This is a genomic window from Rhizobium sophoriradicis (assembly GCF_003939025.1).
Taxonomy (GTDB): domain Bacteria; phylum Pseudomonadota; class Alphaproteobacteria; order Rhizobiales; family Rhizobiaceae; genus Rhizobium; species Rhizobium sophoriradicis.
Map to the genome: position 1 here is coordinate 233509 of NZ_RQIH01000008.1, position 24265 is coordinate 257773.

At 61.8% G+C, this 24265-nt stretch carries 21 protein-coding genes; 13 read left to right on the forward strand and 8 right to left on the reverse strand.

Annotated elements, in window-relative coordinates; translation table 11 throughout:
• Positions 1–11: 11 nt before the first annotated feature.
• Both EFR00_RS15580 and EFR00_RS15585 read right to left on the reverse strand, forming a co-directional pair.
• The gene (locus EFR00_RS15580; RefSeq protein ID WP_077989087.1) at positions 12–1025 is read right to left on the reverse strand and encodes an ABC transporter substrate-binding protein; all 1014 of its coding nucleotides are present in this window, start codon (positions 1023–1025) and stop codon (positions 12–14) included.
• A 277-nt stretch (positions 1026–1302) separates the two neighbouring features.
• Entirely contained in the window at positions 1303–2031 is a 729-nt protein-coding gene (locus EFR00_RS15585; protein WP_077989088.1) for a FadR/GntR family transcriptional regulator, read from the reverse strand.
• Between the two features lie 192 nt (positions 2032–2223).
• Here EFR00_RS15585 and EFR00_RS15590 point away from each other — a divergent pair, with 192 nt between their 5' ends.
• A complete protein-coding gene (locus EFR00_RS15590) occupies positions 2224–2484 on the forward strand; it encodes a CopG family ribbon-helix-helix protein (RefSeq protein ID WP_077989164.1) in 261 nt (86 codons plus the stop codon).
• Positions 2484–2759 carry a type II toxin-antitoxin system RelE/ParE family toxin gene (locus EFR00_RS15595; protein ID WP_077989089.1) on the forward strand — a complete coding sequence of 92 codons (276 nt, stop codon included), beginning with the start codon at positions 2484–2486 and terminating at the stop codon, positions 2757–2759. Before EFR00_RS15590 ends, EFR00_RS15595 begins: the two co-directional genes overlap by 1 nt.
• Before the next feature lie 64 nt (positions 2760–2823).
• Here the strand turns inward: EFR00_RS15595 and EFR00_RS15600 are convergent, their stop codons facing one another.
• Positions 2824–3831, reverse strand: a complete 1008-nt coding sequence (locus EFR00_RS15600) for a LacI family DNA-binding transcriptional regulator (RefSeq protein ID WP_077989090.1) — start codon at positions 3829–3831, stop codon at positions 2824–2826.
• A gap of 175 nt (positions 3832–4006) precedes the next feature.
• On the opposite strand from EFR00_RS15600, the gene EFR00_RS15605 reads away from it, so the two are divergent.
• From EFR00_RS15605 to EFR00_RS15620, 4 genes are read left to right on the forward strand one after another with little or no spacing between them, the layout of a single operon-like run.
• Positions 4007–5338: an alpha-L-fucosidase gene (locus EFR00_RS15605; RefSeq protein ID WP_077989165.1), complete on the forward strand. Its 1332-nt coding sequence runs from the start codon at positions 4007–4009 to the stop codon at positions 5336–5338.
• Positions 5339–5386: 48 nt separating this feature from the next.
• Positions 5387–6610 (forward strand): ABC transporter substrate-binding protein, encoded by a 1224-nt coding sequence (locus EFR00_RS15610; RefSeq protein ID WP_040141860.1) that lies wholly within the window; start codon positions 5387–5389, stop codon positions 6608–6610.
• Positions 6611–6647: 37 nt separating this feature from the next.
• Positions 6648–7574, forward strand: a complete 927-nt coding sequence (locus tag EFR00_RS15615; RefSeq protein WP_077989091.1) for a carbohydrate ABC transporter permease — start codon at positions 6648–6650, stop codon at positions 7572–7574.
• The gene (locus tag EFR00_RS15620; RefSeq protein WP_040141855.1) at positions 7564–8448 is read left to right on the forward strand and encodes a carbohydrate ABC transporter permease; all 885 of its coding nucleotides are present in this window, start codon (positions 7564–7566) and stop codon (positions 8446–8448) included. The genes EFR00_RS15615 and EFR00_RS15620 overlap by 11 nt, the downstream gene beginning before the upstream one ends.
• Before the next feature lie 109 nt (positions 8449–8557).
• Here the strand turns inward: EFR00_RS15620 and EFR00_RS15625 are convergent, their stop codons facing one another.
• Together EFR00_RS15625 and EFR00_RS15630 are read right to left on the reverse strand one after the other, a co-directional pair.
• Positions 8558–9820 (reverse strand): DUF3422 domain-containing protein, encoded by a 1263-nt coding sequence (locus EFR00_RS15625; RefSeq protein WP_077989092.1) that lies wholly within the window; start codon positions 9818–9820, stop codon positions 8558–8560.
• A 338-nt stretch (positions 9821–10158) separates the two neighbouring features.
• A complete protein-coding gene (locus EFR00_RS15630; RefSeq protein WP_077989093.1) occupies positions 10159–11445 on the reverse strand; it encodes an ABC transporter substrate-binding protein in 1287 nt (428 codons plus the stop codon).
• Between the two features lie 191 nt (positions 11446–11636).
• On the opposite strand from EFR00_RS15630, the gene EFR00_RS15635 reads away from it, so the two are divergent.
• From EFR00_RS15635 to EFR00_RS15660, 6 genes are read left to right on the forward strand one after another with little or no spacing between them, the layout of a single operon-like run.
• A complete protein-coding gene (locus EFR00_RS15635) occupies positions 11637–14159 on the forward strand; it encodes a hypothetical protein (protein WP_077989094.1) in 2523 nt (840 codons plus the stop codon).
• Between the two features lie 16 nt (positions 14160–14175).
• Positions 14176–15270, forward strand: a complete 1095-nt coding sequence (gene bglB / locus EFR00_RS15640; protein ID WP_077989095.1) for a beta-galactosidase BglB — start codon at positions 14176–14178, stop codon at positions 15268–15270.
• On the forward strand, positions 15267–16631 hold the full coding sequence (pglB, locus tag EFR00_RS15645; protein ID WP_077989096.1) for a polygalacturonase PglB: 1365 nt from the start codon (positions 15267–15269) through the stop codon (positions 16629–16631). Before bglB ends, pglB begins: the two co-directional genes overlap by 4 nt.
• A complete protein-coding gene (locus EFR00_RS15650) occupies positions 16619–17725 on the forward strand; it encodes an ABC transporter ATP-binding protein (protein ID WP_077989097.1) in 1107 nt (368 codons plus the stop codon). The genes pglB and EFR00_RS15650 overlap by 13 nt, the downstream gene beginning before the upstream one ends.
• Positions 17726–17727: 2 nt before the next feature.
• Positions 17728–18714 carry a carbohydrate ABC transporter permease gene (locus EFR00_RS15655; protein ID WP_077989098.1) on the forward strand — a complete coding sequence of 329 codons (987 nt, stop codon included), beginning with the start codon at positions 17728–17730 and terminating at the stop codon, positions 18712–18714.
• A gap of 13 nt (positions 18715–18727) precedes the next feature.
• Positions 18728–19774, forward strand: a complete 1047-nt coding sequence (locus EFR00_RS15660) for a carbohydrate ABC transporter permease (RefSeq protein ID WP_406549805.1) — start codon at positions 18728–18730, stop codon at positions 19772–19774.
• Positions 19775–19979: 205 nt separating this feature from the next.
• Here the strand turns inward: EFR00_RS15660 and EFR00_RS15665 are convergent, their stop codons facing one another.
• Positions 19980–21131 carry an ROK family transcriptional regulator gene (locus EFR00_RS15665; RefSeq protein ID WP_077989099.1) on the reverse strand — a complete coding sequence of 384 codons (1152 nt, stop codon included), beginning with the start codon at positions 21129–21131 and terminating at the stop codon, positions 19980–19982.
• Between the two features lie 179 nt (positions 21132–21310).
• Here EFR00_RS15665 and EFR00_RS15670 point away from each other — a divergent pair, with 179 nt between their 5' ends.
• A complete protein-coding gene (locus EFR00_RS15670) occupies positions 21311–22333 on the forward strand; it encodes an AraC family transcriptional regulator (RefSeq protein ID WP_483475616.1) in 1023 nt (340 codons plus the stop codon).
• Positions 22334–22372: 39 nt separating this feature from the next.
• Here EFR00_RS15670 and EFR00_RS15675 read toward each other — a convergent pair whose 3' ends face one another.
• Both EFR00_RS15675 and EFR00_RS15680 read right to left on the reverse strand, forming a co-directional pair.
• Positions 22373–23410 carry a LacI family DNA-binding transcriptional regulator gene (locus EFR00_RS15675; protein ID WP_077989101.1) on the reverse strand — a complete coding sequence of 346 codons (1038 nt, stop codon included), beginning with the start codon at positions 23408–23410 and terminating at the stop codon, positions 22373–22375.
• Between the two features lie 162 nt (positions 23411–23572).
• Positions 23573–24205, reverse strand: a complete 633-nt coding sequence (locus EFR00_RS15680; protein WP_077989102.1) for a TetR/AcrR family transcriptional regulator — start codon at positions 24203–24205, stop codon at positions 23573–23575.
• Positions 24206–24265: the final 60 nt, after the last annotated feature.

Here is a 24265-nt window from a genome sequence, read left to right on the forward strand (position 1 = left end):
GCGCGACTGACTTACTTGACGTTCTTGACGAATTCCGTCGTGTAGGTCTTGGAAAGGTCGATCTGCTTGCCCTTGACGTTCTTGGAGAACTCCGACAGCACGGCAAGCACGGTCTTCGGACCATCTTCCGGCATGACGCCGTCGGGCGTGAACATGCCTTTGCTCTCTTCGAGAGCCTTGATATAGCCGTCCTTGTCGCCGACGTAGAAATCCTTCGGCATCTTGTCGGCAATTTCGGCGGCCGAATGCGTGTTGATGTATTTCAGCGTTTTGACGAAGGCGTTGGCGAGCTTCTGCGCCTCTTCCTTGTGTTCCTCGACCCAGGACGTTTCCATGTAGAGCGAGGCGGCCGGATAGGTGCCTCCGAGCGCCTGACGGGTCGCTTCAACCGTGCGCATGTCGACGAGAACGCTCGCTTCGCCGGTCTTGATCATGCGCGAGATCGTCGGCTCCGTCGTCATGCCGGCGTGGATCTGGTCCTGCTGCATGGCGGCGATGAAGGTGCCGCCGGCGCCGACCGGAATGGTGACGACGTCGCCGGGCTTCAGGCCGGCCTTCGAGGCCATGAAGAGGGTCAGGAAATTCGTGGACGAGCCGAGACCGGTGACGCCGAGGCTCTTGCCCTTGAAGTCGGCCGGCGACTTGATCTCCGGATGCTTGCTCGACACCATTTCGACTTCGCCCGGCGCCTGGCTGAACTGGACGATGGATTCGACGAACTTGCCCTTGGCCTGGAGATCCACACAGTGGTCGTAGAAGCCGACGACACCCTGGACGGCGCCTGCCAGCAGCTGGTTTTCGGCATCGACGCCGGCCGCTTCGTTCAGGAGCTCGACATCGAGACCCTCGTCCTTGAAGTAGCCGAGGGATTCGGCGAGCTTGGCGGGCAGATATATCTGCTTTTCATAGCCGCCGACCATGATGGTGATCTTGTCGGCCGCATGGGCGGCGCTGGTGGTCAGCGATGCCGCGGCCATGAGGGCGGAAAAAGCGACGGTGTGCAAAAGGCTGCGTGAAGAACGCATGGAAAACTCCTCCTAGTGGTTTACCCGCATCGTCGTCTCGCCACCTTTGACCCGTGTCTCCTCCACGATGCTGCCCTTTCCTATGACGCCGAAGCTTTCAACTAGCTTTCAGCCGCAGGCGGGTAGACAGCCCGTCCATGACGCATGGGGAATAGGGGCTGCGCAGCAGCCCTACAATAGACGTGATGACGCAATCGGCCAGCAGATTCGCCTGCTGCTGCCGGATGATGGCTTGGCCCCGTGATGCCCGAAGAGTTTGCGGCGCTTGCCGCCGCCCTCAGCTTGTAAAGCTGCGCAGATCCTTCAGCAGGTTGCGATATCGCGTTTGGCTGCCTACCAGATGCTCGCGCATGGCGTTACGCGCCGCCTGATCGTCCCTATCGGAGATCGCGACGATAATCGCTTCATGTTCGCGATGGATGAGCTTGCGATAGGCGGTCTGCTCGGCGGTTCTGGTCTCAGGGACGAGCCTCGACTGCGGGATGATCGCCGAGCCCTGGGATTCCAGGAAGTGCTTGAACAGCGGATTGTTCGTCGCCTCGGCGATAGCGACGTGCAGTTCCAGGTCCGCCTCGCGGATGGATTTGTCCGTCTCGATGCAATGGAGGATTTTCCGGTGGCATTCGAAGATCGCCTCCTCCTGCGCCGGTGAACGGCGGAGCGCAGCAAGCCCCGCTGCCTCGATTTCGACGGGGGTGCGGATCTCGAGCACTTCGAGATCCGAAGCGACGCGGGCCTTGTCGACCTTCCGGCCCGACAGCGCCGGGTCGGGGCTGATCACGAAAATCCCGGCTCCCTGGCGCACCTCGACAAGCCCGTCGGATCGAAGCGCGGCGACGGCCTCGCGCACTACGGTTCGGCTGACGCTATGCGTTTCGGTGAGTTCATGCTCGCTCGGAAGCTTGTCGCCGGCGGCATACTGCCCGCTCAAAATGGCTTGCCGAAGGCTTTCGCCGACCCGTGAGACCAGCGACCCCGAGCCTCTGCCGCGATCCTTCCCCTGCATAGCCACGCCTTCACCCCGCATCGGCCTTGATCCGGATGCCGGCGGCACTCGGAAATTTACGATTCATCACACATGTATGACAAATTTCGCTTTCTTACAATGGAGGAAAGGCGGTGCGGCACTGATGCACCTCGACATGGACTTCATCAGAACCAATCGCTATGATTGATGCTGATTCAAAAGGAGGTTTCGATGGAAACTAAAGTGCTGACCGCGCACGTGCCTCTACCCCTCGCGCAGAAGGTCGATCAACTCGCAGTGAGACTTGAGCGCTCGCGCGGCTGGATCGTCAAGCAGGCGCTGACGGCGTGGATCGACCAAGAGGAGGAACGGCGACGTTTGACGCTTGAGGCGCTGGCTGATGTGGACAGCGGCAACGTCATCGATCACCAGTCCGTCCAGGCTTGGGCTGATAGCCTCGACAGCGATGCGCCGGTTTCATTGCCTCGGTAATGGAACTTAAGTGGACGAGCAAAGCGGTCTCGGACATTGATCGCCTTTATGCCTTTATCGCGCCGGTTAATCGACAGGTGGCGGCCCGGACTGTGCAGGCGTTGACGACGGCGCCTCTACGGCTGCTTGAGCAGCCACGCCTTGGTGAGCGGCTGGAGGAGTTCGATCCTCGAGAGGTTCGCCGCATTCTCGTTGGCCGATATGAGCTGCGTTACGAAATCCAGCAGTCGGTCATCTATGTATTGCGGTTCTGGCATACGCGTGAAGATCGGTAAAGCTTGGAGGCTTAAGCCATGTCGTTGGAAGCGTCCTCCCGCCGCGTCGCAGGCTTAGTATTGCTCACAGCCGCCTGGTCGACTCCCCCCGCACGAATCTCGGGGTCAGGATGAAATCCCGCGGCGGCTCGGCGGCGGCTTCGGGACTTGAGATTCTTGCCAGCAGACGCTGCGCCGCCAGCTCGCCGAGCTTGTGCGCATCCTGCACCACCATGGTGATGCGCGGCGTGATGACGTTGCTCCAGGGCACGTCGTCGACCATCGCCAGCGATACGTCCTCTGGGCAGCGGAAGCCCATTTCCTGCATCACCTGCAGCGTCGCGAGCCCCATCATGTTGTTGGCGCCGATGATGGCGGTCGGCCGGTCGCGGCGGGTGAGCAGCCGCATCGCCTGCGTATGGCCGCCCGTCCTGGTATAGCCGCCCTCGGTGACCAGCGACGGATCGACATCGACGCCGGCGGCCGCCATCGTATCCATGAAGCCATTCAGGCGTTCATCGGCCGTGTGCAGGCCACTCGGACCGGAGATGAAGGCAATGCGCCGATGGCCGAGCTGCAGCAGGTGCTCGGTCAGGATGGTGGTCGTCAGCGGATTGTCGGAGCCGACGAAATCGCGCTCGGCACCTTCCACCTTCTGATCGAACATCACGATCGGCGTCTTGAAGTCGCGCAGGAACGCCGCGTATTCCGCGCCGTGGCCGTTTGTCGCCAGCGCAATGCCGGCGATCTTCTGGGCCTCCATCCGCTCCAGCAGCGCCCGTTCGAGATCAGCCCTGCCGGAGGAGTCGGCGATCAGGACGAAATAGCCACGGTCGAGCGCCTGATGCTCGATCTCGCGGCGGATATCGCCGAAGAACATGTTGCCGAGATTGGCCGACACGAAACCGATGAGCGAGCTGCGCCCGCGCGCCAGCGTCTGGGCCACCGGATCGATACGGTAGCCGGTGGATTTGATCGCCTGCTGGATGCGGTCGAGCGTCTCGGCGCCGACCCGTTTCGGGCTGTTGAGCGCGAGCGAGACGGTCGAGATCGAAACCCCCGCCAGGCGCGCGACATCTCGTATGGTCGTCATGTCTATCGAACCGGTTCTAAAGCTTTCTGTTTGTCAGATTTTAATGGTCTGCGCAACTGATCCCGCTCTTATGGTCCAACTTTTAGGTATTCGGCTGTATTCGGCGGTATCTCAATTTCAGCTTGACAGAGACAGTATCAAGAAAGATGATCAGTCACCGAACCGGTTCGATATGATGTCGAACCGGAAAAACAGGGAGGAGAAACCTGTGACGAGTTCGGAACGCCAGCCGGGCAAGCACGCCTGGTTCAGCCATGATCGCCTTGGCATGTTCATCCATTGGGGCCTTTATGCGCTCGGGGCGCGACATGAGTGGTTGAAGAACCGCGAAGAGCTGAACGACGACCATTACCAGCGCTATTTCGAGAATTTCGATCCCGATCTTTACGATCCCAAGGCCTGGGCGCGCCGCGCCCGGCTTGCCGGCATGAAATATGTAGTGGTGACGACCAAACACCACGAAGGCTTCTGCCTCTGGGACAGCAAGGTCACCGATTACAAGGCACCGAACACGCCCTGCGGCAAGGACCTGTTGACGCCGTTGGTCGAAGCGTTTCGGGCCGAGGGGCTGAAGATCGGCTTCTATTATTCGCTACTCGACTGGCATCACCCCGATTTCCCGATCGACGTTCACCACCCCTTGCGCAACCACCCCGAGGCTGGCGCGCTGAATGCCGGTCGCAACATCGCCAATTACGCCGCCTATATGCGCGAGCAGGTGCGCGAGCTTCTGACCGGCTTCGGCCGCATCGATATCATCTGGTTCGATTTCAGCTATCCCGGCCGCGAATATCGCGGCCTGCCCGGCAAGGGCCGCGCCGATTGGGAAAGCGAGCGGCTGCTGGAGTTGGTGCGTGAGCTGCAGCCCGAAATCATCGTCAACAACCGCCTCGATCTGCCGCCGGGCAAGTTGCCCGACGTGACGACGCCGGAGCAGTATACGCCGCGCGTGGCGCCCGCCATCGCCAGCCAAGGGGTGCTCTGGGAAGCCTGCCACACCTTTAGCGGCTCCTGGGGCTATCACCGCGACGAGGACAGCTGGAAGAGCCCGGAGCAGATCATCCAGCTACTGATCGATTCCGTCGCGCTCGGCGGCAACCTTCTGATGAATGTCGGCCCGACCGGTCGCGGTACCTTCGACGGGCGCGCCATCGCCGCGCTCGAGGTCTACCAGAACTGGATGGAGGTCAATGGGCGCTCGATCTACGGCGCCGGTCCCTCTGCATTTCCGGTGCCGGCCGGCTGCCGTTACACCCAGCGCGGCAACCGCCTCTATCTGCATGTCTACAACTGGCCTTACCGCCACATTCATATCGAGGGCCTCGCCGACAGGATCGCCTATGTGCAGTTCCTGCACGATGCCAGCGAAGTACGCTGGCTCAGCCACACCAGGGATGTGGACTCCAATATCGGCGTGATGGTGCCGGAGGGCATGATCACGCTCGAACTGCCGGTCCGGCGACCTGACGTTACCGTCCCGGTGATCGAGATCGTCCTCAAGGCGTGAACTCGGTCGCATCGCGTGTTCATTGCGTCATGGAGGGAGGAGAAACCCATGAAGGTTCTGAAGAAAACGCTTTTGCTTGCCGCAATCAGCGGCAGCCTCTTTGCCACAACAGCATCGGCCGAGCAGATCAACCTGACCTGGCAGATGTGGACCGGTTCCGAGGCCGATACCAAGGGCTGGCAGCACCTGGCCGACATGGTGACCGCCAAATACCCCGATATTAAAGTGACGCTGACGACGACCGGCTGGGTCGATTACTGGACGCGGCTGCCGGTGCTGGCGGCGTCAGGCCAGCTCGCCGACATCGTTTCCATGCAGTCGCTGCGCATGCCGAATTTCTATTCCTTGCTCGAACCGCTGAACGAACGGATCGAGGCGGATAAATTCGACATCGGCGCCTTTACGCCATCGATCATCGGCGGCATGTCGGTCGATAAGCAGCTTTATGGTCTACCCTATGACGTTGGTCCCTGGGTCGTCTATTATAACCAGGATGCGCTTGAAGCGGCAGGTATCCCGCTGCCGAAGCCGGGCTGGACGCTCGCCGAATTTACCGACGCCGCCAAGAAGCTGACGAAAGACGGCAAGTACGGCTTCGGGATCACTCCGCAGAACTATTCCGTCCTGGCGGCGGCTTGGGGTGATAAATATGTCAACGATGCCGGAGAGCTCGACCTTACCAATCCCAGCGCCATTGCCGCCGCCGAGAGAGTGATCGGCTTTCCCGCCAAGGATAAGATCGCGCCGCTGGTGCCGTCGAGCGCCGATGTCGGCACATTCATCCAGGGCCGGTTCAATTCGGGTAACGTCGCCATGTATGTCGACGGGCCCTGGTCGATCATCGGCATGAAGGACAAGGCCAAATTCAAGATCGGCCTCACGACCCTGCCGCGCGATGATGCCAAGGAACTGGCCGCGGTCACGGCCGGTTCCGGTTTCGGCATCGCCACGACGAGCAAGAACAAGGACGCGGCCTGGAAGGCGATCCAGGTGCTGACCAGTCCCGAGGCGCTGCAATATCTCGCCGAACAGGGCCGCGCGCTGCCGGCCCGCTCGGCCTCGCAATCCTCCTGGTACAAGGTGGCGGCCAAGGACATCACCAATGGCGGCGAGGCGCTCGATTATTCTTTGGCGCATTCGGTGCCCTATGTGATCACCAACAATTGGGCGGCGGTGGAAAACCTCTTCAACCAGTATTTCCCGCCGGCCTTCGGCGGCAGCGCCGACGCCAAGCAGACGATGGAGTCTATCCAGAGCCTCGCGCAGCAATAGAGCGCGGCGGCAGGAATTGCCGCGTATGGAGGAAGACATGTCGGACAGCGCCGTTGCCGAAATTACCCTGCAGACCGGTCAGCCACGGCGCTTCCTGAAGCCGGAGACGCAGACGGCCATGCTGTTCCTGCTGCCGAGTTTCCTCGGCTTCATGATCTTCATGGCGCTGCCAATCCTGGCGTCGCTGGCACTGTCCTTCACCAACTGGCAGCTGCTGACGACGCCGTCCTTCGTCGGCTTCCAGAATTATATCAAGCTCTTTACCGTCGATCCCGCTTTCTACACCATCCTCAGCAATACGCTGTTCTTCGCGGTGGAATATCTAGCGCTGAACATCATCGTCTCGCTGACGCTGGCGGTCTGGATATCGAGCCTCAAGCGCGGCAAAGCGATCTTCCGGGTGATTTTCTTCCTGCCGACCTTCACGCCGACGATCGCAGCCTCCGTGGTGTGGCTACTGATTTTCACCCCGGACGGGCTCGCCGACAGCGTCATCCGGTGGCTCGGCCTCGGCCTGCCGAATTTCCTGCTGAGTTCGAGCTGGGCGATGCAGGCGGTCGTGCTCGTCACGCTCTGGGCGAATGTCGGCTATAACGTCGTGATGTTCAACGCCGCGCTCGACCTGGTGCCGAAGCACTATCTCGAGGCGGCGATGATCGATGGGGCAGGGCCCTGGCGGCGCTTCTGGCGCATCCGCCTGCCGCTCATCTCGCCGACGGTCTTCTTCGCCACGGTGATGACGGCCATCACCTCTCTGCAGGTCTTCGACGAAATCTTCGCTATGACGCGCGGCGGTCCGGGCTCGGCGACGGCGACACTCGGCTTTGCCATCTACCAGAAGGGCTTCACCAATTTCCAGATGGGCTATGCCTCGGCGCTGGCCTGGGTGATGTTCGTCATGATCATGGGCCTCACCATCCTGCAGTTCCACATGCAGCGCAAATGGGTGCATTATGACGACTGAAGCGAGCTCACGACATCCGCATTCCGTCTCTGCGGGCCGGCGCCGCATCCTGCGGCGCATCGGCACTTTCTTCAGCTATGCCGGCCTATCGCTGGTCGCGCTGCTCTTCCTCTTTCCGTTCTTCTGGATGGTGTCGAACGCGGTGCGCTCGAATAACGAAGTGCTGACCGTGCCGGTGCGCATCCTGCCCGAGGAATATCAGTGGGGCAATTTCGTCGAGGCGCTGGTTTCGCTGCCCTTCGGCACCTTCCTGATGAATTCCTTCATCGTCGCGTGCGGTGTGACCGCGATCGTGATCGTGGTCTCCTGCCTGTCCGCCTATGCTTTCGCCCGCCTGCGGTTTCCCGGACGGGAAGGGCTGCTGCTCACCTATCTCAGCACACTGATGATCCCGCAGGTGATGTTGGTCATCCCGCTCTTCCTCGTCGTCAGCAAGTTCGGCTGGATCAACACCTATCATGGCATGATCCTGCCGGTCGCCTTCTCCTCCTTCGGTACCTTCCTGCTGCGGCAGTTTATTCTCGGCATTCCCAAGGATCTCGACGAGGCGGCGATGATGGACGGAGCGTCTCGCCTGCGCATCCTGGTTACCGTCATCGTGCCGCTTGCCATGCCAGCCATCGGCCTCTTGTCGCTCTTCACTTTCATCGCGCAGTGGAAGAGTTTTCTCTGGCCGCTGATCGCCACAAGCGGCCTCGACAAAGCCACGCTGCCGCTCGGCCTCACTCTGTTCCAGACGCAGCAGGGCACCTCCTGGAACTACATCATGGCCGGCGCGACAATATCGATGGTGCCGGGCGTCATTCTCGCGATCGTGCTGCAGCGGGTGATTTATAAGGGCATCACCGTCGGCTCCGGCTTCGGCGGACGCTAATACCTCGAAAATCAAAGACGTGATGCCGTCGCAAGAATGCTTCAATCTAACCAGGAAAGGCTCTAACGCAGCAAGAGAACGCCGCCGCCTCGAAAGGGCGGCGGTCGTGTCAGTGGCTTCCGGCTGTCGGAACGTGCGGCGTACCCGTGATGCTTTTGCGGACATGGCGAACCGCGGTCCAGACGGCGAAGAACACGAGAGGGATGGCGCCGAGAACAGCGAGTTTCGTCACATGCGGATCGACACCCAGTGCGGAGATGCTTTCGAGGCATATCTTCGCAAGGCCGACGGTATAATAGGTGATGGCGATGACCGAGAAGCCTTCGACCGCCTGCTGGATATGCACCTGGATGCGCGCACGCTCTTCCATCGAGGTCAGCAGTGAGGCGTTCTGATCTTCGAGCTGAACCTGCACGGTGGTTCTGAGCAGGTCTCCGGCCAGGCTGACGCGTTCGGCCAGTTCGTCGAGGCGCCGTTCCGCCGCATAGACCGAGCGGACAGCCGGTTGGAAGCGCCGGTCGATGAACGTACCCAGCCTTTGCCTTTGCTCGACCCGCTCTTCTCGAAGCTCCGACAGCCTGCTCGCCACGATCTCGGCATAGGCTTTCGTCGCGCCGAAGCGGTGGCGGGCGAGTGCCGAGAAGTTGAGCACGTCTGAGGAGAGCCTCGTCACCTCGGACAGCAGCGCCTTGTCGACTTTGACGGCGCTCTGCATATGGACGATCAGGAGATCCAGCCGCTGGTCAAAGGCGGAAAGCTTCGACACGGTCTCGCGCGCCATCGGCAACGCCAGCAGCGCCATCATCCGATATGTCTCGATTTCCAGGAAACGCCGGACCATGCGGCCGGTGCGATAGGCGTTGAGATTACGGTTGAAAAACAGGAACTCGAGGAAGCCGCTGTCGGTCAGTCGAAAGTTCGAATGCACCTCCGCGTCGCCGCCGCCGACCCGCGAAGCGACATAGTCGAGCTTGGGTTTTTCCAGCGTGCGCCCATCCTTTTCGTCGCGCACCAGCACGCGCACGGCGGCTATGACCTTTCCGCCAATCCGGCTGCAGCAGGCTCGAAAGGCTTCCGGCGGGTTGCTGCCGGGTTCGGTCGATGCCGGCACGACGAATGTGAGGGTGAGGAACTCGGTATGGGCTTCCCATTTCAGCCGGCCGTCGCCGACGCGGCCGATGCCGTGGTTGCCTTCGCCGGTCGTGGTTACATCTTCCAATCCCGGCAGGGAACCGGGCAGCGAAGGAGGGCCATTCTCGCCGACGATGGCGACGTGCCAGACATCGGTGTCGCCATCGAAATAAAGCGACGGGCGCGCATGGAGCTCGTTGTGAAGTTCCCTTCGCAGCGGATGCTCGGAGCCGAGTGGCATGGAGATGCACCTCAATGGGCTGGACTGCCGCCGGTTTGCCGGCTTCAGTAAGTTGAGCCTGACGCCGGCGCGCCGCGCAGGCCGACACGCCTATAGCCTCTCGCGAAGTCCGTGTCACGACGCCAAGGAACCATCCTTTCCATCCGCGCCGATCTGCCGCGGCGGCTAGCCGGATCGTCCGAGCGAGCGCCCAAGCGCCATTGCCGTTGCGACCGCCTCATGACCCGAGCGACCGTGCGCGGACTTTGTTGCAGAGCAGGCCAAAAACGATCAGCCACGGCCTGTTGCGAGGCCGTGGCTGATGCAGCGCGCAATCTGTGGGAGACAGGCGCGGCCGGTTACTTGTTGGCGGCGAGCGCCACGTTGACCTTGTCGACGTCCGCGCTCATCGCCTTGAACGTGTCTTCAAGGGAAAGTTCGCCGACGATCAGCTGGCTCATCCGCTGGACGATGAGCTGATAGATGGCGGACGAGCCCTTGAGGCGTTCGAGGTCGCGGGCTGCCTTCGGCGCGCTGTTGCGGGCCGAAAGGAAGACGGCCATGGCGTCCTTGGCATTCTGGCTCTCGAGCTTGTACTGCGGATCCTTGATGTCGGCGCCGGTCAGGATGACGTAGTTTTCGGCGATTTCACGCTGGATCTTTTCAGAGCCGAGGAACTCGATGAAAGCGGCGACAGCCTCAGGATGCTTGGTGCGCTTGAAGCCGACGATCGCGGTGCCACCCGGCATCGCATAGCAGCCGGCATCGCCGCAGGGCGCGCTGATCGCCGTCCAGTCGAAGGCGTCGGCGATCTTCTTCTGGAACGGATTGACCATCCAGTTGCCGGCGAGATAGGTCACGACATTGCCGTTGACGAACTCGTCACCCATGTTCTTGTACTGGGTTCCGCCGGCCGCACCCCACATTTCCTTCGGGAAAGAGCCGTCCTTCGTCCAGTTGTAGAGATCGGTGATGTAGCGCTTGGCGGCATCGTCGGGGAACGAGAACTTGCCGTCCTTGACGTAGTTGGAGCCGTAGGAGAAGGCCGCGCCGGAGAAGCGGTGGCCCGAGCGGTCCATCGTGAAGGGGATCTGGGCGCCGGTTGCCTTGGCGACACGTGCGGAAGCTTCGACGATGTCCTTCAGCGTGGCGGTCGGTTGCGGAAGCGGTTCCTTGGCCTGTTCGAACAGCGTCTTGTTGACGAAGGGCAGGTTGAAGGTTTGCGACGCGACATAGCCGTTGATCGAATTCGGATCATTGACGCCCGGGAAACGAAGCGTGTTCAGGCTGTCGCCGTGGAGCTTGGCGAAACCATCCGGGTCTTTCATCAGCGGCCGCATGTCGAGGTAATAGGGCGCCAGCTGCCAGTCGGTGATCTTGGCGACGTCGGGACCTTCGCCGATGGCAAGCTGCACCGGCAGCTGCTTGGCGACGGCATCGTAACCCGACGAGACGAAATTCACCTTGATGTCGGGATGCGCCGTCTCGAATTCCTTGCTCAGCGCTTCCATCCGCTCGACGTAAGCCTGGTCGTCGTCGGTGAAGAGAAAGGTGATCGTCTGGGTTTCGGCCATGGCCACGCTGGACCAGGCGAAAGAAACGGTGGCCAGCGCCAGTGCGAAAGCCCCTGAGAGATAGGTTTTCATTTTCATCCTCCCATGAAAACATTTTCATCAATCGCGGCATAAGCCATCGATAAGTGAATTTCATATACTTGACATTCGTTCCGTCAAGCTATTTTCTAAGCGAATAGCGATGTTTTTGAGCAATTTTCAGAAATAACGCGTCAAAATCACCTAATGAAAATATTTTCATAGGATTGCGGAGGAGGCGATCTGTGAAAACGGAAAGCATCAAGCAGCCGGACGACTCGGCGCCAGCCTACAGCGTGGCCGAGGGGCAAACGATCACGGCATGGGCCGTTTCCGCCCTCATCGAGCGCTCTTTTCCCGGCGAGCCGGCCCCGGCCGAAGATCGCGTGAACTATCGTTTCATCAACGGTTTCGTCGATGTCGGCGACCTGCCGTGCCGCAAGGCCTTCTGGTCCAGCATGGTCGGGCGGGCGCTGGAGCCGGACACGTCCTGGCCGACCGAAAGCCTCTATCTTCCCGGTTCGAACCGGCGCGTCGAGTTTACCAGCTTCTGGCATGTGCCCACGCATGTGCGGCGATGGCTCAAGGGCACGTTCAGGACGGAAGCCCCGCGCGCACTCAAGCTCGCGCTGAAGACCTGCGGCGGCGTCCGCATCTGGGTCAACGGCGAAGAGGCTGTGCGTTTCGAGCCGTTCAACCGCAACACCGAGAACGCAACCGAGATAGTGCTGCGGCTCGAGGCCGGCGACAACGAAATTCTCGTCCATACCGAAGACCTGGCCGAACGCGACACCACGTGGTTCTTCGAGCTCGAAATGCTGGACAAGGAGCCGCTCTGCGTGCTGCTGCCGGTCGCGCTCGATCAGGACGAGGTGCGCGAGCTGGAAGCGCTTTCGCGTGGCGTGCGCCCGGCCCGCGACGTCTTCGTCAATCGGCCGCTGGAGATCATCTTCGACACGGCGCCCGAGCGCGACCTGCCGGTCGAACTCAAGGTCGTCGGCCACGGCCATGAACGGCCGGTTCTCGCCCATGCGAAACTGACCCTTCACGCCCATCGGGGCCGTCTGATCGCCGAGGATGTCTGCGGCATTGCGGACGGTTATCATGGCATCCACATGACGATCGGCTCCGGTCCTGGCTCCGTCACCCGCGTCATCGATGCCGCCTTCATGAGCAGCATCTCGCCATTGCCGGCAGAGGCGTCGCTTTCCGCCCGCAAGCGCCAGGCGCTGGAATATAGCGCCCGCTTCGGCGCCAACCGCGCCGGGCGCCTCATCGCGATGATGGAAACCGGCCATACCGACCAGGAAAGCTTCGACCGCATCGTCGATGCGACGCTCGCCTCGATCGATGCGCGGGAGGATTGCTCGGACTTCATCATGGTGCCGCTCTTGTGGCTTCTCGGCGCCTATGGCGACCGCATGCCCGAGGCGACGGTCGAGCGCATCCGCCGTTCCGTTCTCTCCTACCGCTACTGGGTCGACGAGCCCGGCAATGACGCGATGTGGTTCTGGAGCGAGAACCATGTGCTCTGCTTCCATACCAGCCAGCTGCTGGCGGGGCTTCTTCTCCCCGATGCGGTGTTCTCCGCCTCCGGACGGACGGGACGACAGCAAGCGGAACTTGCCGTCGAGCGGCTCGGGCACTGGTTCGACAGCGTCGAGGCGCATGGCCTGGCGGAGTGGAATTCGGCCGCCTATTACCCGATCGATTTCATCGGCCTGCTGGCGCTGGAGCGCTGGGCGGAGAGCTGGATTGCCGATCGCGCCCGCGGCCAGATCGATCTCATCTTCCGCATGATCGCCCTTCATACGCTGGCCGGTGTTCCGGCCGGCTCGCAGGGCCGCGCCTACGACAAGGAACTGCGCGCCGGCCCGCTGACCGAGCTTGCACCCTTCGCCCAGGTCGCTTTCGGCACCGGCTGGCTGAACAATGGGGTGGCGGCGCTGACGATGTTCTGCGCCGGCGGCTACGAGCCGCCGGCCGATCTCGCAGAGCTTGCAGCCCTTCCCAGGGGTAGAAGCGTCGAGGCACGCTACAGCCAGGGGCTGGAGAGCGGAAAGCTCGTGCTGTTCAAGAACGAGGCGGCGCAGCTTTCGACGGTGGTCGATCACAAGACCGGCCGGAAGGGTCACCAGCAGCACGTCCTCGACATCAGGCTGGCCGGCCATCCGATGGCGAGGTTGTGGGTCAACCATCCCGGCGAGGACGATCCCTGGGGCAATCAAAGACCGTCCTACTGGGCCGGTAACGGCATCCTGCCGCGGGTCGCCCAGCATCGCGATGTCGCCCTGCTGATCGAGGACACAAGCGACGCGCGGCATGCATGGACGCATGCCTATATCGGCCGCGACGGTCTCGACGATCTCATCGTCGAGGACAAATGGCTGATCGCCCGGTCGGGCCGGGGATTTTCCGCTCTTTGGGCCTCGAACGGCCTGGAACTGATTACCGAGGGGCCGACCGCCGGCCGCGAGGCGCGCTCCTATGGGTCGCTCTGCGGCTGGGCGGCCATCGTCGGATGCGGCAATGGCGACGCCTTCAAGGCCTTCCTCGAACGCCTGTGCCAGACGACGGTTGCCTTCGATCCTGCGCTTCGCCAGCTAAAGCTGACGCCGCCCGGCGGCCCGGCGCTCTCTCTTTCCTATGCCGACGGTCTTTCGATCGGCGGCAAGCCCCGGCCGTTCACGCATGATCAGCCGCACCCGATCCTCACCCACGACAGTGCGGCGTCCGGCGCCGGCACTGACGGACCCTTCTACTCCTGAAACATAGGTCTCCAGCATGAACACAGCATCTGTCGATAACGCCGCCCTCCTGACGACGATCGATCGCGTGGCAACGGCCTTCAGCCGGCTCAGAGGCATCAAGGAAGGTCTCGTCAGTGGAAGCGCCACCTCCGGGATCCAGTTCGACGAGTGGGACTGGGAAGTCGGCGTCGGCCTCTACGGATTCCTCCGGCGCGCGATTTCCACCAATGACCAGAAGGCGCTGCAGGAGCTCGTCGTCTGGTACAGCGGCCAGATCGAACGCGGGCTGCCGCCACGCCAGATCAACAGCACGGCGCCGATGCTGCCGCTGGCGATCCTCGTCGAGCATGTCGATCGTCCGGATTTCCGCGCCCTCGTCGAGGACTGGGCCGAATGGCTGGTCAAGGAACTGCCGAAGACGGAGGAGGGCGGCTTCCAGCACGTCGTCAAGGAACGCCTCAACGACGGCGAATTGTGGGACGACACGCTGTTCATGGCCTGCCTGTTCCTCGCGCGCGCCGGCGTGCTCTGCGAGCGCAACGACTGGATCGACGAGGCCGTCTATCAGTTCGTCATCCACACCCGCTATCTCTCCGATCCGGTCAGCGGGCTCTGGTATCACGGCTGGACCTTCAACGGCCGGCACAATTTCGCCAAAGCTTTCTGGGCGCGCGGCAATGCCTGGATCACCGTGGCCATCCCGGAACTCTTCGATCTCGTGCCGACCCTCGGCGAGAAGGACCGGCGCTTCCTGTCGAACGTTCTCGTCAGCCAGGTGCGCTCGCTGAAGGCATATCAGCGGCCGGACGGCATGTTCACGACCTTGCTGGACGACCCGTCCTCGCCGCTCGAAACCTCGGCCACGGCGGGAATCGCCTACGGCATTTTGCGCGCTATCGATGCCGGCATTCTCGGCGAGAGCGACAAGGTCCATGCCGAGCGCGCGCTGAAGGCCGTGCTGGCGCAGATCGACGAAGAGGGCGTCGTCAACGGCGTTTCGGACGGCACGCCGATGGGCCATGACCTCGATTTCTACAGGCGCATCCCGAACCTGCCGACGCCCTACGGTCAGGCACTGACCATGCTGCTGCTGACCGAAGTCCTTATCGAGAGCGGCCGACGCCAATGAGTGCCACCTCCCTCGTCGCGATTGAGGCGCTCGAAGGCGACAATACCGGCCGCGTGCAGGCGGCGATCGACGATCTCTCGGCTTCCGGCGGCGGACGCCTGGAGCTGCTGGCGGGCATCCACCTCTGCCGGGGGCTCCAGCTCCGTTCGGGCGTCGAACTGCATCTGACCGCCGGCGCAATCCTGCGTCCTGTTCCCGACTATGAGGCTTACGCGCATACGATTGTTTCGGTGATCGCCGAGAAGTCGGATCGCGGCATGATCGTCGCCAAGGGTGAGCGGCGGATCAGCCTGACGGGGCCGGGGCGCATCGAGGCCGGCTGCGAGAGCTTCATCATCGGTGACGACGAGACGGTGGGGACCTTCATTCCGGCGGAATTCCGCCCGCGCGTCGTCGTCTTCGAGAGCTGCGGCGAGGTCGAGATTAGCTCGCTGAATATCAGCCGTTCGCCGATGTGGACGCTGCACTTCGTCAACTGCACCGATGTCGCGGTCCGCAACGTCACCATCGAAAACGACCGTCGCCTTCCCAACACGGACGGCATCGTGCTCGATGCCTGCCGCGGCGCCGTCATCGAGGACTGCACGATATCGACGGCCGACGACGGCATATGCCTGAAGACCAGCATCGGCCCGCAGGGTGTCGCCATAGGGCGGTGCGAGAATATTCTTATCCGCCGCTGCTCCGTTCAGAGCCTCAGCTGCGCGCTGAAGATCGGCACGGAAACGCATGGCGACGTTAGCAATGTCGTCTTCGAGGATTGCAGCGTCTCATCCTCCAATAGGGCGCTCGGCATATTTTCGCGCGACGGCGGCCGGATCTCGAATGTGAGGTTTTCGCGGATTTCGGTAGAATGCCGCGAAACGCTCGACGGTTTCTGGGGCTCGGGGGAGGCGCTGACCGTCAATGTCGTCGACCGTGTCGCTAAACGTCCGGCAGGCGCCGTCGAAAACCTCATTGTCGAGGACATTACCGGGCGCATGGAGGGGGCGATCACCGTCATCTCGACTTCGCCCGCCGGCATCCGCAATGTATCGCTGTCGCGCATCGGCATAGACCAGCGGCCCGGCGAACTCGGCACCGCGCAGTCTTACGACCTGCGCCCGACGAATGCCGATCTCGCGCCGAAGGCCGAGGGCGGCGGCCGCGCCAATGCCTGGACGCGCGGCGCGGACGGGCGGGTAATCGGCCTGCAGAACTATCCCGGCGGAATGCCCGCCGTCTACGCGGCTGATGTCACCGGGATCTTGATGAACGAGGTGCGGATCACAAGGCCGACACCGCTGCCGCAAGGCTGGAACGCAATCGACGTCGTCTTCGAAACGGCGGCACCCGATGGGAGTGGGGCATGGCAGAACTGAAACTTTCCACCGTTAACAAGTCGTATGGCTCCGTCAAAGTGCTGCATGACGTCGATCTCGATATCAAGGACGGCGAGTTCGTCGTCTTCGTCGGCCCATCGGGCTGCGGCAAGTCGACCCTGCTGCGCGTCATTGCCGGCCTCGAAGAGGTCACGTCGGGCGCAATTGCGATCGGCCGCCGCGATGTCAGCGCCCTTTCGCCGGCCGAGCGCAAGATCGCCATGGTCTTTCAGTCCTATGCGCTTTATCCGCATATGAGCGTGCGCAAGAATCTCGCTTTCGGCCTGGAGAATCTGAAGTTCAAGCGCGCTGAAATCGACGCTCGCATCGCCGAAGCCGCCAGGATGCTGGCGATCGAACCTTATCTCGACCGGCGCCCGAAGCAGCTTTCCGGCGGTCAGCGCCAGCGCGTGGCGATCGGCCGGGCGATCGTGCGCGAACCGGATATTTTCCTCTTCGACGAGCCGCTTTCCAATCTCGATGCGGCGCTGCGCGTCCAGACCCGGGCGGAGATCACTAAGCTCCACCGCGAGATCAAGACGACGATGATCTATGTGACGCACGACCAGGTCGAGGCGATGACGATGGCCGACAAGATCGTCGTGCTGCGCGCCGGCCGCGTCGAGCAGGTCGGTGCGCCGCTCGAACTCTTCGACCATCCGCGCAATCTCTTCGTAGCCGGTTTCCTCGGCTCACCGCGCATGAACATCGTCAAGGGCAAGGTCGCAGCCATCGGCGAGAGCGGCGTTGCCATTGATGTCGTCGGCGGCGGCAGGATCGTCAGCGATGTCGATCCCAAGGGCATCACGGTCGGTCAGGAGGTGCTTGCCGGCATAAGGCCCGCGCATTTCTCCCGTTCCGGCGAAAAGGGCCTGCCGTTCATCGTCCAGTATCACGAGGGACTCGGCACCGAGACCTATGTCTACGGCAATCTTGCCGGGCAGGAGGAGCAGATCATCATTCATGAAGCCGGCCATTTCGCGCCCATTCAGGGTGACCGGATCATGATCGATGCCGATCCGGCACGCGTTCATCTGTTCGAGCCCGAAAGCGGGCTGGCTTTTGCCCGCCGATCCGGACAGGGGAGGCGCTGACCATGGCTGCGGCTGCATTGCTCTCCCAGGCGGGCGACACGGCGATGAGGGTGGTTGAAGCTCCGATGAATGCGTTCGAACGCCTCTTCGGCCGCAAGCGCATGCCCTGGCTGTTCCTGGCGCCGAACCTCGTTCTGTTCGCCATCTTCACGTTTCTTCCGATCGCCATCGCGGTCGGTTACGCCTTCACCGGCGGCACCAATCTCTTCGTCTCGGAGCGGCCCTTCGTCGGCTTCGACAATTTCCGCGCCCTGCTGTCCTGCGGCAATTATCTGCAGCCGGGCACCTGCCAGGAATCGCTGTTCTGGACGGCGGTGTGGAACACGCTCTGGTTCGTCGCATTGAACGTCATCGCCACTTTGCTGGTGGCGCTGATCACGGCGCTGATCCTCAACAGGGCAATCTTTGCGCGCGGCTTCTTCCGAGCGATGTTCTTCTACCCCGTTCTCTTGTCGCCGGTCGTCATCGGCCTGATCTGGAAGTGGTTCCTCGACCGCAACGGACTGCTGAACGCTTTCTTTCAGATGATTGGCGTGCCTCCTGAAATTTTCCTGCTCGATGTCGGCTGGTCGCGCTTCTTCGTCGTCGTGGTCTCCGTCTGGTTCCATATGGGCTTTTACACGCTCATCCTGCTTGCCGGTCTCCAGGCGATCCCGAAGGAACTCTATGAGGCCGCCTCAATCGACGCCGCCTCGCCGCGCCGTATGCTGTTCAGGATCACGCTGCCGCTGCTTGCGCCGAACCTGCTCGTCGTATTCATCCTTCTGATGATCAAGTCAGTGCAGATCTTTGACGAAGCTTGGGTTCTGACGAATGGCGGCGGTCCTGGCACGGCCAACAGCTTCATCGTCCAATATATCTACCAGATGGCCTTCAGCAGCGATCTTCGCCTTTTCGGCCTTGCCTCGGCCGCTTCGGTTCTGATGGGGCTGGTGCTTCTGGTTCTCACCCTCATCCAGCTGCGCCTGGGCAAGCGAATGGAGTCTTGAGATGAACAGATCTTTGAATCCGATCAGCTTCATGACGCGCACGCGCCGGGCCGGACGCATCGACATCACCGACATCCTGTCGTGGGTCTGGTTGATCGGCGGCACGCTCGCCGTGCTCGTTCCGGTGCTCTGGGCCGGCCTCTCCTCGTTGAAGCCGGCGGCCGAAATCACCCGCTTTCCGCCGACGCTGCTGCCGCGCGCCGCCGTGGAGCAGACAGTGCCCGGCTTCGACAAGCCGCTCAGCCTTTGGCAAGTCACGATCGACGGCCAACCGCGTGAGATGGCGATGGTCCGGCGCATCGGGCTCAAGGCCCAGATGGTCGATCCGGCAAATCCGGGACAGCCGGTCAGCGTCGACGTCAAGGGGATCACGCCGGTGCAGCACATGACCGTTGCCACCGAAAACTACACCGATCCGCTGACGCGCTTCAACTTCCTGACCTTCCTCAAGAATTCGGTGTTCGTCACCGTCGTTGCGACGCTTCTGACGCTGATCGTCAACGCCATGGCTGCCTTTGCCCTGTCGAAATACAAATTTCGCGGCGACACAACGGTTTTCGTCATCATCATCTCGACGCTGATGATCCCGCTCGCCGTGGTCATGGTGCCTGCCTATCTCGTCATCGTCGGAGTGGGGCTTGCCGACAACCTCTGGGGCGTCATCCTGCCGACCATCGCTTCTCCCACAGCCGTCTTCCTGCTGCGGCAATATATGCTGACCATTCCGGACGAACTGATCGAAGCGGCGCGCGTCGATGCCGCGAGTGAATTCTGCATCTTCTGGCGCATCATCCTGCCGCTGACGGCGCCGGCTCTCGCGGTTCTCGCGATCTTCTCCGTGCTCTGGCGCTGGAACGATTTCCTCTGGCCGCTGATCGTCCTCAACAGCCGCGAGAATTTCACCCTGCAGGTGGGCCTCAACGCCTTCCAGGGCGAGTTCTCGGTGCAGTGGCACTATATCCTGGCCATGACCTTCCTCAGCCTGCTGCCCGTGACCGTGGTGTTCCTGTTCCTGCAGAAATACATCACGACCGGCATCGCCGGCACGGGGATGAAGTAGGCGAAGCTGGCGCACGGGCGTCGCAGCCGCAACGCTTGCCGGCGAGGCAGATCGCCTTCAGGCCGAATTCGACATCGGCACCATTGCGCGGGTAGAGCTATGGCCTCCCGCTTTCGACAGGAGCGATTCAGGCTCGATCGCCTGAGCCGCTTCAAATGTTGTGTGAGGCAATGCCCGCAACGGGTACCCTGCCGCGGGCGAAATATCACAAAACGGTTTCGAAGAGGGGGATCAAGGCCGCACCGATTGCGCCGGGGGCATCGATGATCTGCGCCACGGCAAGCCGCGGAACGTCGCGCAATGCGCCGTGCCGAGGCAGATTATTGAATTCGGTCCGTTCGATCAGCATTCTTGCGAGTGAATGCGGAAGCTCGCCGCCCAGCACGATCAAAGCCGGGTCGAAGATCGCGCAGATCGCATTGATGGCCCGATTGTGGGCCGGCGTGACACGGCCGACCCACTCCTCGACGCCGTCCCAATCCACCAGGTTTTCGTTCTTCAGGTCCTTCAGGGTCAGCCCCAGCCGCCCCTTGGTGCGAAGATGTTCGAGCAGTTGGTTGAGAGCGGGTCGATCGTCGTAATCCTGACGCCCGAAGAGAACGGAGAATTCCCCGGCGTTTCCGAAGCTGCCGCGGAATGGCATGCCCCCGCAAACTAGGCCGCCGCCATAGCCATGAAGATGGGCGATATAGGCGAAATCGGCGACGTCACGGCCGACGCCGAAGATCGCTTCCGCCAAGGCAGCGGTCCTGGCGACATTGTCAGCCCAGACCGGCAGACCAAGGCGCTCTCCAAGCAGGGGGGCAAGGTCGATCAGCGACCAATGGGCGAGCGGCAGCGGACAGTTGAATGCCGTCTCCAGCATGCGGTGGCCGGCGACTGCCAGGCCAACGCCGAGAACATCGCTTCGTCCGGCGCCGCGACGGGCAAGAATGTCTTCGACCGCCGCCTCTATTCGCTCCAGCTCCACGGAAAGTGAGGACCCAGCCTGCGGGATTTCCATATTCTCCAACGGCTCGCCGAAACCCATGAGGCAAAGGCCGATCGAACCCACGTTAATGGAGATGCCGAGCGTCAGACACCAGTCCCTTCGGAGCGTCAGTTCCGGACTCGGCGGTCCCGCGCGCCGATTTTCCGATTGGGAAAAGACGAGCATTCCCCGCTCATGAAGGCGTCCGACGATCCTATGCAGCGATTGCTGGGTCAGATCCAGCGGCTCGGTCAGATCGGAGCGCTCAATGCCGGGAGACTTCCAGATCAACCGCAAGAGGTCCCGTTCGTTGCGAGAAGCCACTCGTGCCGGTTGTGTGTCTCGCAAGAAATGTGCAGCGACATGGTTCAGAGGAACGTACTTCATTTTCCGATCATTTTGATTTACACTGTGAGTGTGAAGCAGGTGAAGGGGACGCTTTGCTTCTGCGGGGCAAGGAAGTCGTCCGTGGTTTCGCCGGTCATGCTTACCTCATCGAGATTGGTCATACCAGTCGAGATGACGAGTCATGTAGCAAGGGAAAAGAATCGAGTTGCATGGATTCATTGAGACCCGAGAATACGGTCCGCCTTGCAGAGCATGGGCGTTACGGTTTTGTGCCGACGCATGAAGGCACCAGCTTCGAATCGATGGTGCAGGCCTTTTCGGCAGGCTATGGGGTTTTCGGCGCCCAGCCGCTGAAAAACGAACGGAACTTTGCCTGGGCCGCGGATTTGAGAAGAACCGAGGCACTCACGACGGTTCATTCGGTCTATCAGAGCCCCTGGATAATCCGAACGCTTGACGAGAGCCCGCAACATCTCACCTTTTTCTTGCCGCACACCGGATCCTTTCGTGTGTCGATCGGCAGGAGAACGGTCGAAAGCGGCGCCGGTTACCTTCTTATGGCAAACAATCACGAGGCCGGCGATCGCGTCCTCCAGGGTGGCCCGCATCGCTCGGATGCTCTCTTCCTGGACTGGAAGGTCGTGAGGCAGGCGCTTACTTCGCTGGTGGAGACGCCGCTCTCCGAGTCGCTCGACCTGGAGCCCATTCTGGATCTCTCGACACAGGCCGGCCAACTCATCGGCAATCTGGTGCAGACGATTGTACAGGGTATGCGCGACGGTGGTCCGCTGCTGTCTTCACCCCTTGCGACGGCAGCGATGAGCGAAACTCTCGCTCACCTGGTGATCCGATTCGCACGCCACCGTCTTTCCGATCGTCTCGAAAGGAAGAACGTGTCGCTGATCGCGCCTTGGCATGTCAGACGGGCCATCGAGTACATGCATGCCAATATCGCGGAACCTCTTACCATGACGATGGTCGCCGATGACGTCGGCGTTTCCCTTCGTGCGCTGCAAACGGGTTTCAAGGCCTTCCGGGGGACGTCGCCGGCAGGCTATCTCCGTACGATCCGGCTGCAGGCAGCCCGCGAGCAGTTGCGGGATCCGACGAATCAGCAATCTGTCCGCGAAATCTGCGCGATATGGGGGTTTGCTCATGCCGGCAGGTTCTCCATCGTCTATCGCAGCACTTTTGGCGAAAGCCCACGGGATACACGACTGCGGGCCGAGCGCTTGCGCTGATCTGAGCTTTGGAGTTCGAGCCCCGACCTTACAGGCGGTTCAACCCGGCGGCGCTATGCTGCCGCGCAGGACGAGGTGGCATCCGAGTTCCAGGCGATGAGCCGGCCGCTGCGGATCGTTGGCGATCAGCCGCTGTTCGATGAGTGCGAGTGCCGCGGCGCCGAGCCTGTCCGTGGGGACGCTGATCGTCGAAAGCGGCGGGCGACTGAACTCGCCGGGGACGATGTCGTCGAAGCCGAGGACGGAAATCGCTTCGGGCACGCGGATGTCGCGATCGGCCAATGCCTTCAGGCAACCGAGGGCCAGATTGTCGGCCGCGCAGAAGACGGCGCTGGCGCCTTTCATCGTCGGATCGCGGTCGAGCAGCGCGTTGATGGCTGCCTCGCCGTGCCTGGGCTCATATCCCTCGGCCTCGACGATCATCTCCGCCGGCACCGGAAGCTGTGCCGCGAGAAAGGCATCGGAAAAGCCGTCATAACGGCGCTGGATGGTGGTGCGGCCCTTCCAGGTCAGGTGCAGGATGCGGCGATGCCCGAGCCCCAGCAGGTGCTCGATACCGAGCCGGGCGCCGAAGCGGTTTTCAGGGGTCACCGTATCGACCAGCATGGTCGGGTCCTCGCCATTGACGATGACGACGGGCATATCGGCGGAGGCGAGGCTGCGGATCAGTTCCGGCTGATCGTCGTTCAGGACCACGATGCCGTCGGCCCGCTCCGCCAGCGCGATCTGTCTGACCTGGGCACCGTCGATGCGCCGGCCGGTGCTGACGAAAGGCACGATCCGAATGCCGCGGCGTTCGCATTCCCTCCTGAGACCGTTGAGGATCGTCCAGCTCACCAGGTTGAGGTCGCTCTCCGGCGCAGCGTCATCAGGAATGGCGAGAAGCAGAACGTGCAGGGCAGCGATCGTCGCCTTTTTTCTCCGGCGGTCGAGGTAACCCAGACGTTTTGCCGAATCCAGAACCCTTTCGCGCACCTCGACCGTCAGCGGCGCGGTTCCGTTCAAGGCGTGCGAGGCCGTGCTCAGCGACACGTCGGCATCGCGCGCGACATCTTTAAGATTGACTTTGCGTTCCACTTTTTCCGTCACGAGTTCAGGTGGCGCCTTTGAAGGCACGAGCTAACTCGATGTTTTCACATAAAGACTTCAGAAAAGCTACGTGCCCGCAGCTATTTTACTGCTTTCGGCGAAATCCGTCTGCATCGATCGATGAATGCAGGCGCCGGGAGCCATTGCCGATCAGTGAGGCTTGGCAAGCAGACCGTTGAACAGCAGGTCGAAATAGGTCCGCAGGAAGGCCTCCTTGTTGGGAGTGGGTACGCGACGGTCGTCGAATATCAGCCGCAGGACCGTCGTCGTCAGGATGGGCGCGACCACGATGTCGGAGAATTCCACCGGAATTGGGCGAAACTCGCCCGACGCCACGCCCTCCAGGATCAGGGCGTCGATCTTGGCGATGATCGGCGCAATGAACTGATCGTGGTGGCGATCGATCAGGTCGGGGAAACGCTGCCCCTCCGAGATGACCAGCCGCGTCAACTCTCGCGTCGCGCGGTCCTCTGGAATTTGTTCGTAGAAGAGGCCGAGAATGGAAATCAACCTGTCGGTAGCGCTGCCGCTGAGCCGATCGGCGATCGCGAGCAGTTCCTGAAACGGCACGGAGAAGTGGTTGATCATGGCTTCGAAGAGCTTTTCCTTGGTCCCGAAGTAGACATAGACCGTGCCCTTGGTGACGCCGACCCTGTCGGCGATGTCTTCGACGCGCGTGCCGGCGAAACCGCTTCTGACGAATTCCTCGAAAGCCGCATCCAGAATCTGGACGGGGCGCAGGGCCTTCTGCTCCGCGCGTGTGAGCTTCTTCTGAGCTGCCATTTCCTGTCTTCCCCGTCGTTTTCCTGCGACGCAAAGTTTCATTGACTAATCCGTCAGTCA

Bases quoted from the DNA above. Each gene is read 5' to 3' on its own strand.
- EFR00_RS15605 (WP_077989165.1), top strand. From the start codon at position 4,007: ATGTCGAACCGGAAAAACAGGGAGGAGAAACCTGTGACGAGTTCGGAA.
- EFR00_RS15615 (WP_077989091.1), top strand. From the start codon at position 6,648: ATGTCGGACAGCGCCGTTGCCGAAATTACCCTGCAGACCGGTCAGCCA.
- EFR00_RS15625 (WP_077989092.1), bottom strand. From the start codon at position 9,820: ATGCCACTCGGCTCCGAGCATCCGCTGCGAAGGGAACTTCACAACGAG.
- pglB (WP_077989096.1), top strand. From the start codon at position 15,267: ATGAGTGCCACCTCCCTCGTCGCGATTGAGGCGCTCGAAGGCGACAAT.
- EFR00_RS15610 (WP_040141860.1), top strand. From the start codon at position 5,387: ATGAAGGTTCTGAAGAAAACGCTTTTGCTTGCCGCAATCAGCGGCAGC.
- bglB (WP_077989095.1), top strand. From the start codon at position 14,176: ATGAACACAGCATCTGTCGATAACGCCGCCCTCCTGACGACGATCGAT.
- EFR00_RS15590 (WP_077989164.1), top strand. From the start codon at position 2,224: ATGGAAACTAAAGTGCTGACCGCGCACGTGCCTCTACCCCTCGCGCAG.
- EFR00_RS15580 (WP_077989087.1), bottom strand. From the start codon at position 1,025: ATGCGTTCTTCACGCAGCCTTTTGCACACCGTCGCTTTTTCCGCCCTC.
- EFR00_RS15665 (WP_077989099.1), bottom strand. From the start codon at position 21,131: ATGAAGTACGTTCCTCTGAACCATGTCGCTGCACATTTCTTGCGAGAC.
- EFR00_RS15655 (WP_077989098.1), top strand. From the start codon at position 17,728: ATGGCTGCGGCTGCATTGCTCTCCCAGGCGGGCGACACGGCGATGAGG.
- EFR00_RS15600 (WP_077989090.1), bottom strand. From the start codon at position 3,831: ATGACGACCATACGAGATGTCGCGCGCCTGGCGGGGGTTTCGATCTCG.
- EFR00_RS15595 (WP_077989089.1), top strand. From the start codon at position 2,484: ATGGAACTTAAGTGGACGAGCAAAGCGGTCTCGGACATTGATCGCCTT.
- EFR00_RS15650 (WP_077989097.1), top strand. From the start codon at position 16,619: ATGGCAGAACTGAAACTTTCCACCGTTAACAAGTCGTATGGCTCCGTC.
- EFR00_RS15680 (WP_077989102.1), bottom strand. From the start codon at position 24,205: ATGGCAGCTCAGAAGAAGCTCACACGCGCGGAGCAGAAGGCCCTGCGC.
- EFR00_RS15585 (WP_077989088.1), bottom strand. From the start codon at position 2,031: ATGCAGGGGAAGGATCGCGGCAGAGGCTCGGGGTCGCTGGTCTCACGG.
- EFR00_RS15620 (WP_040141855.1), top strand. From the start codon at position 7,564: ATGACGACTGAAGCGAGCTCACGACATCCGCATTCCGTCTCTGCGGGC.
- EFR00_RS15630 (WP_077989093.1), bottom strand. From the start codon at position 11,445: ATGAAAACCTATCTCTCAGGGGCTTTCGCACTGGCGCTGGCCACCGTT.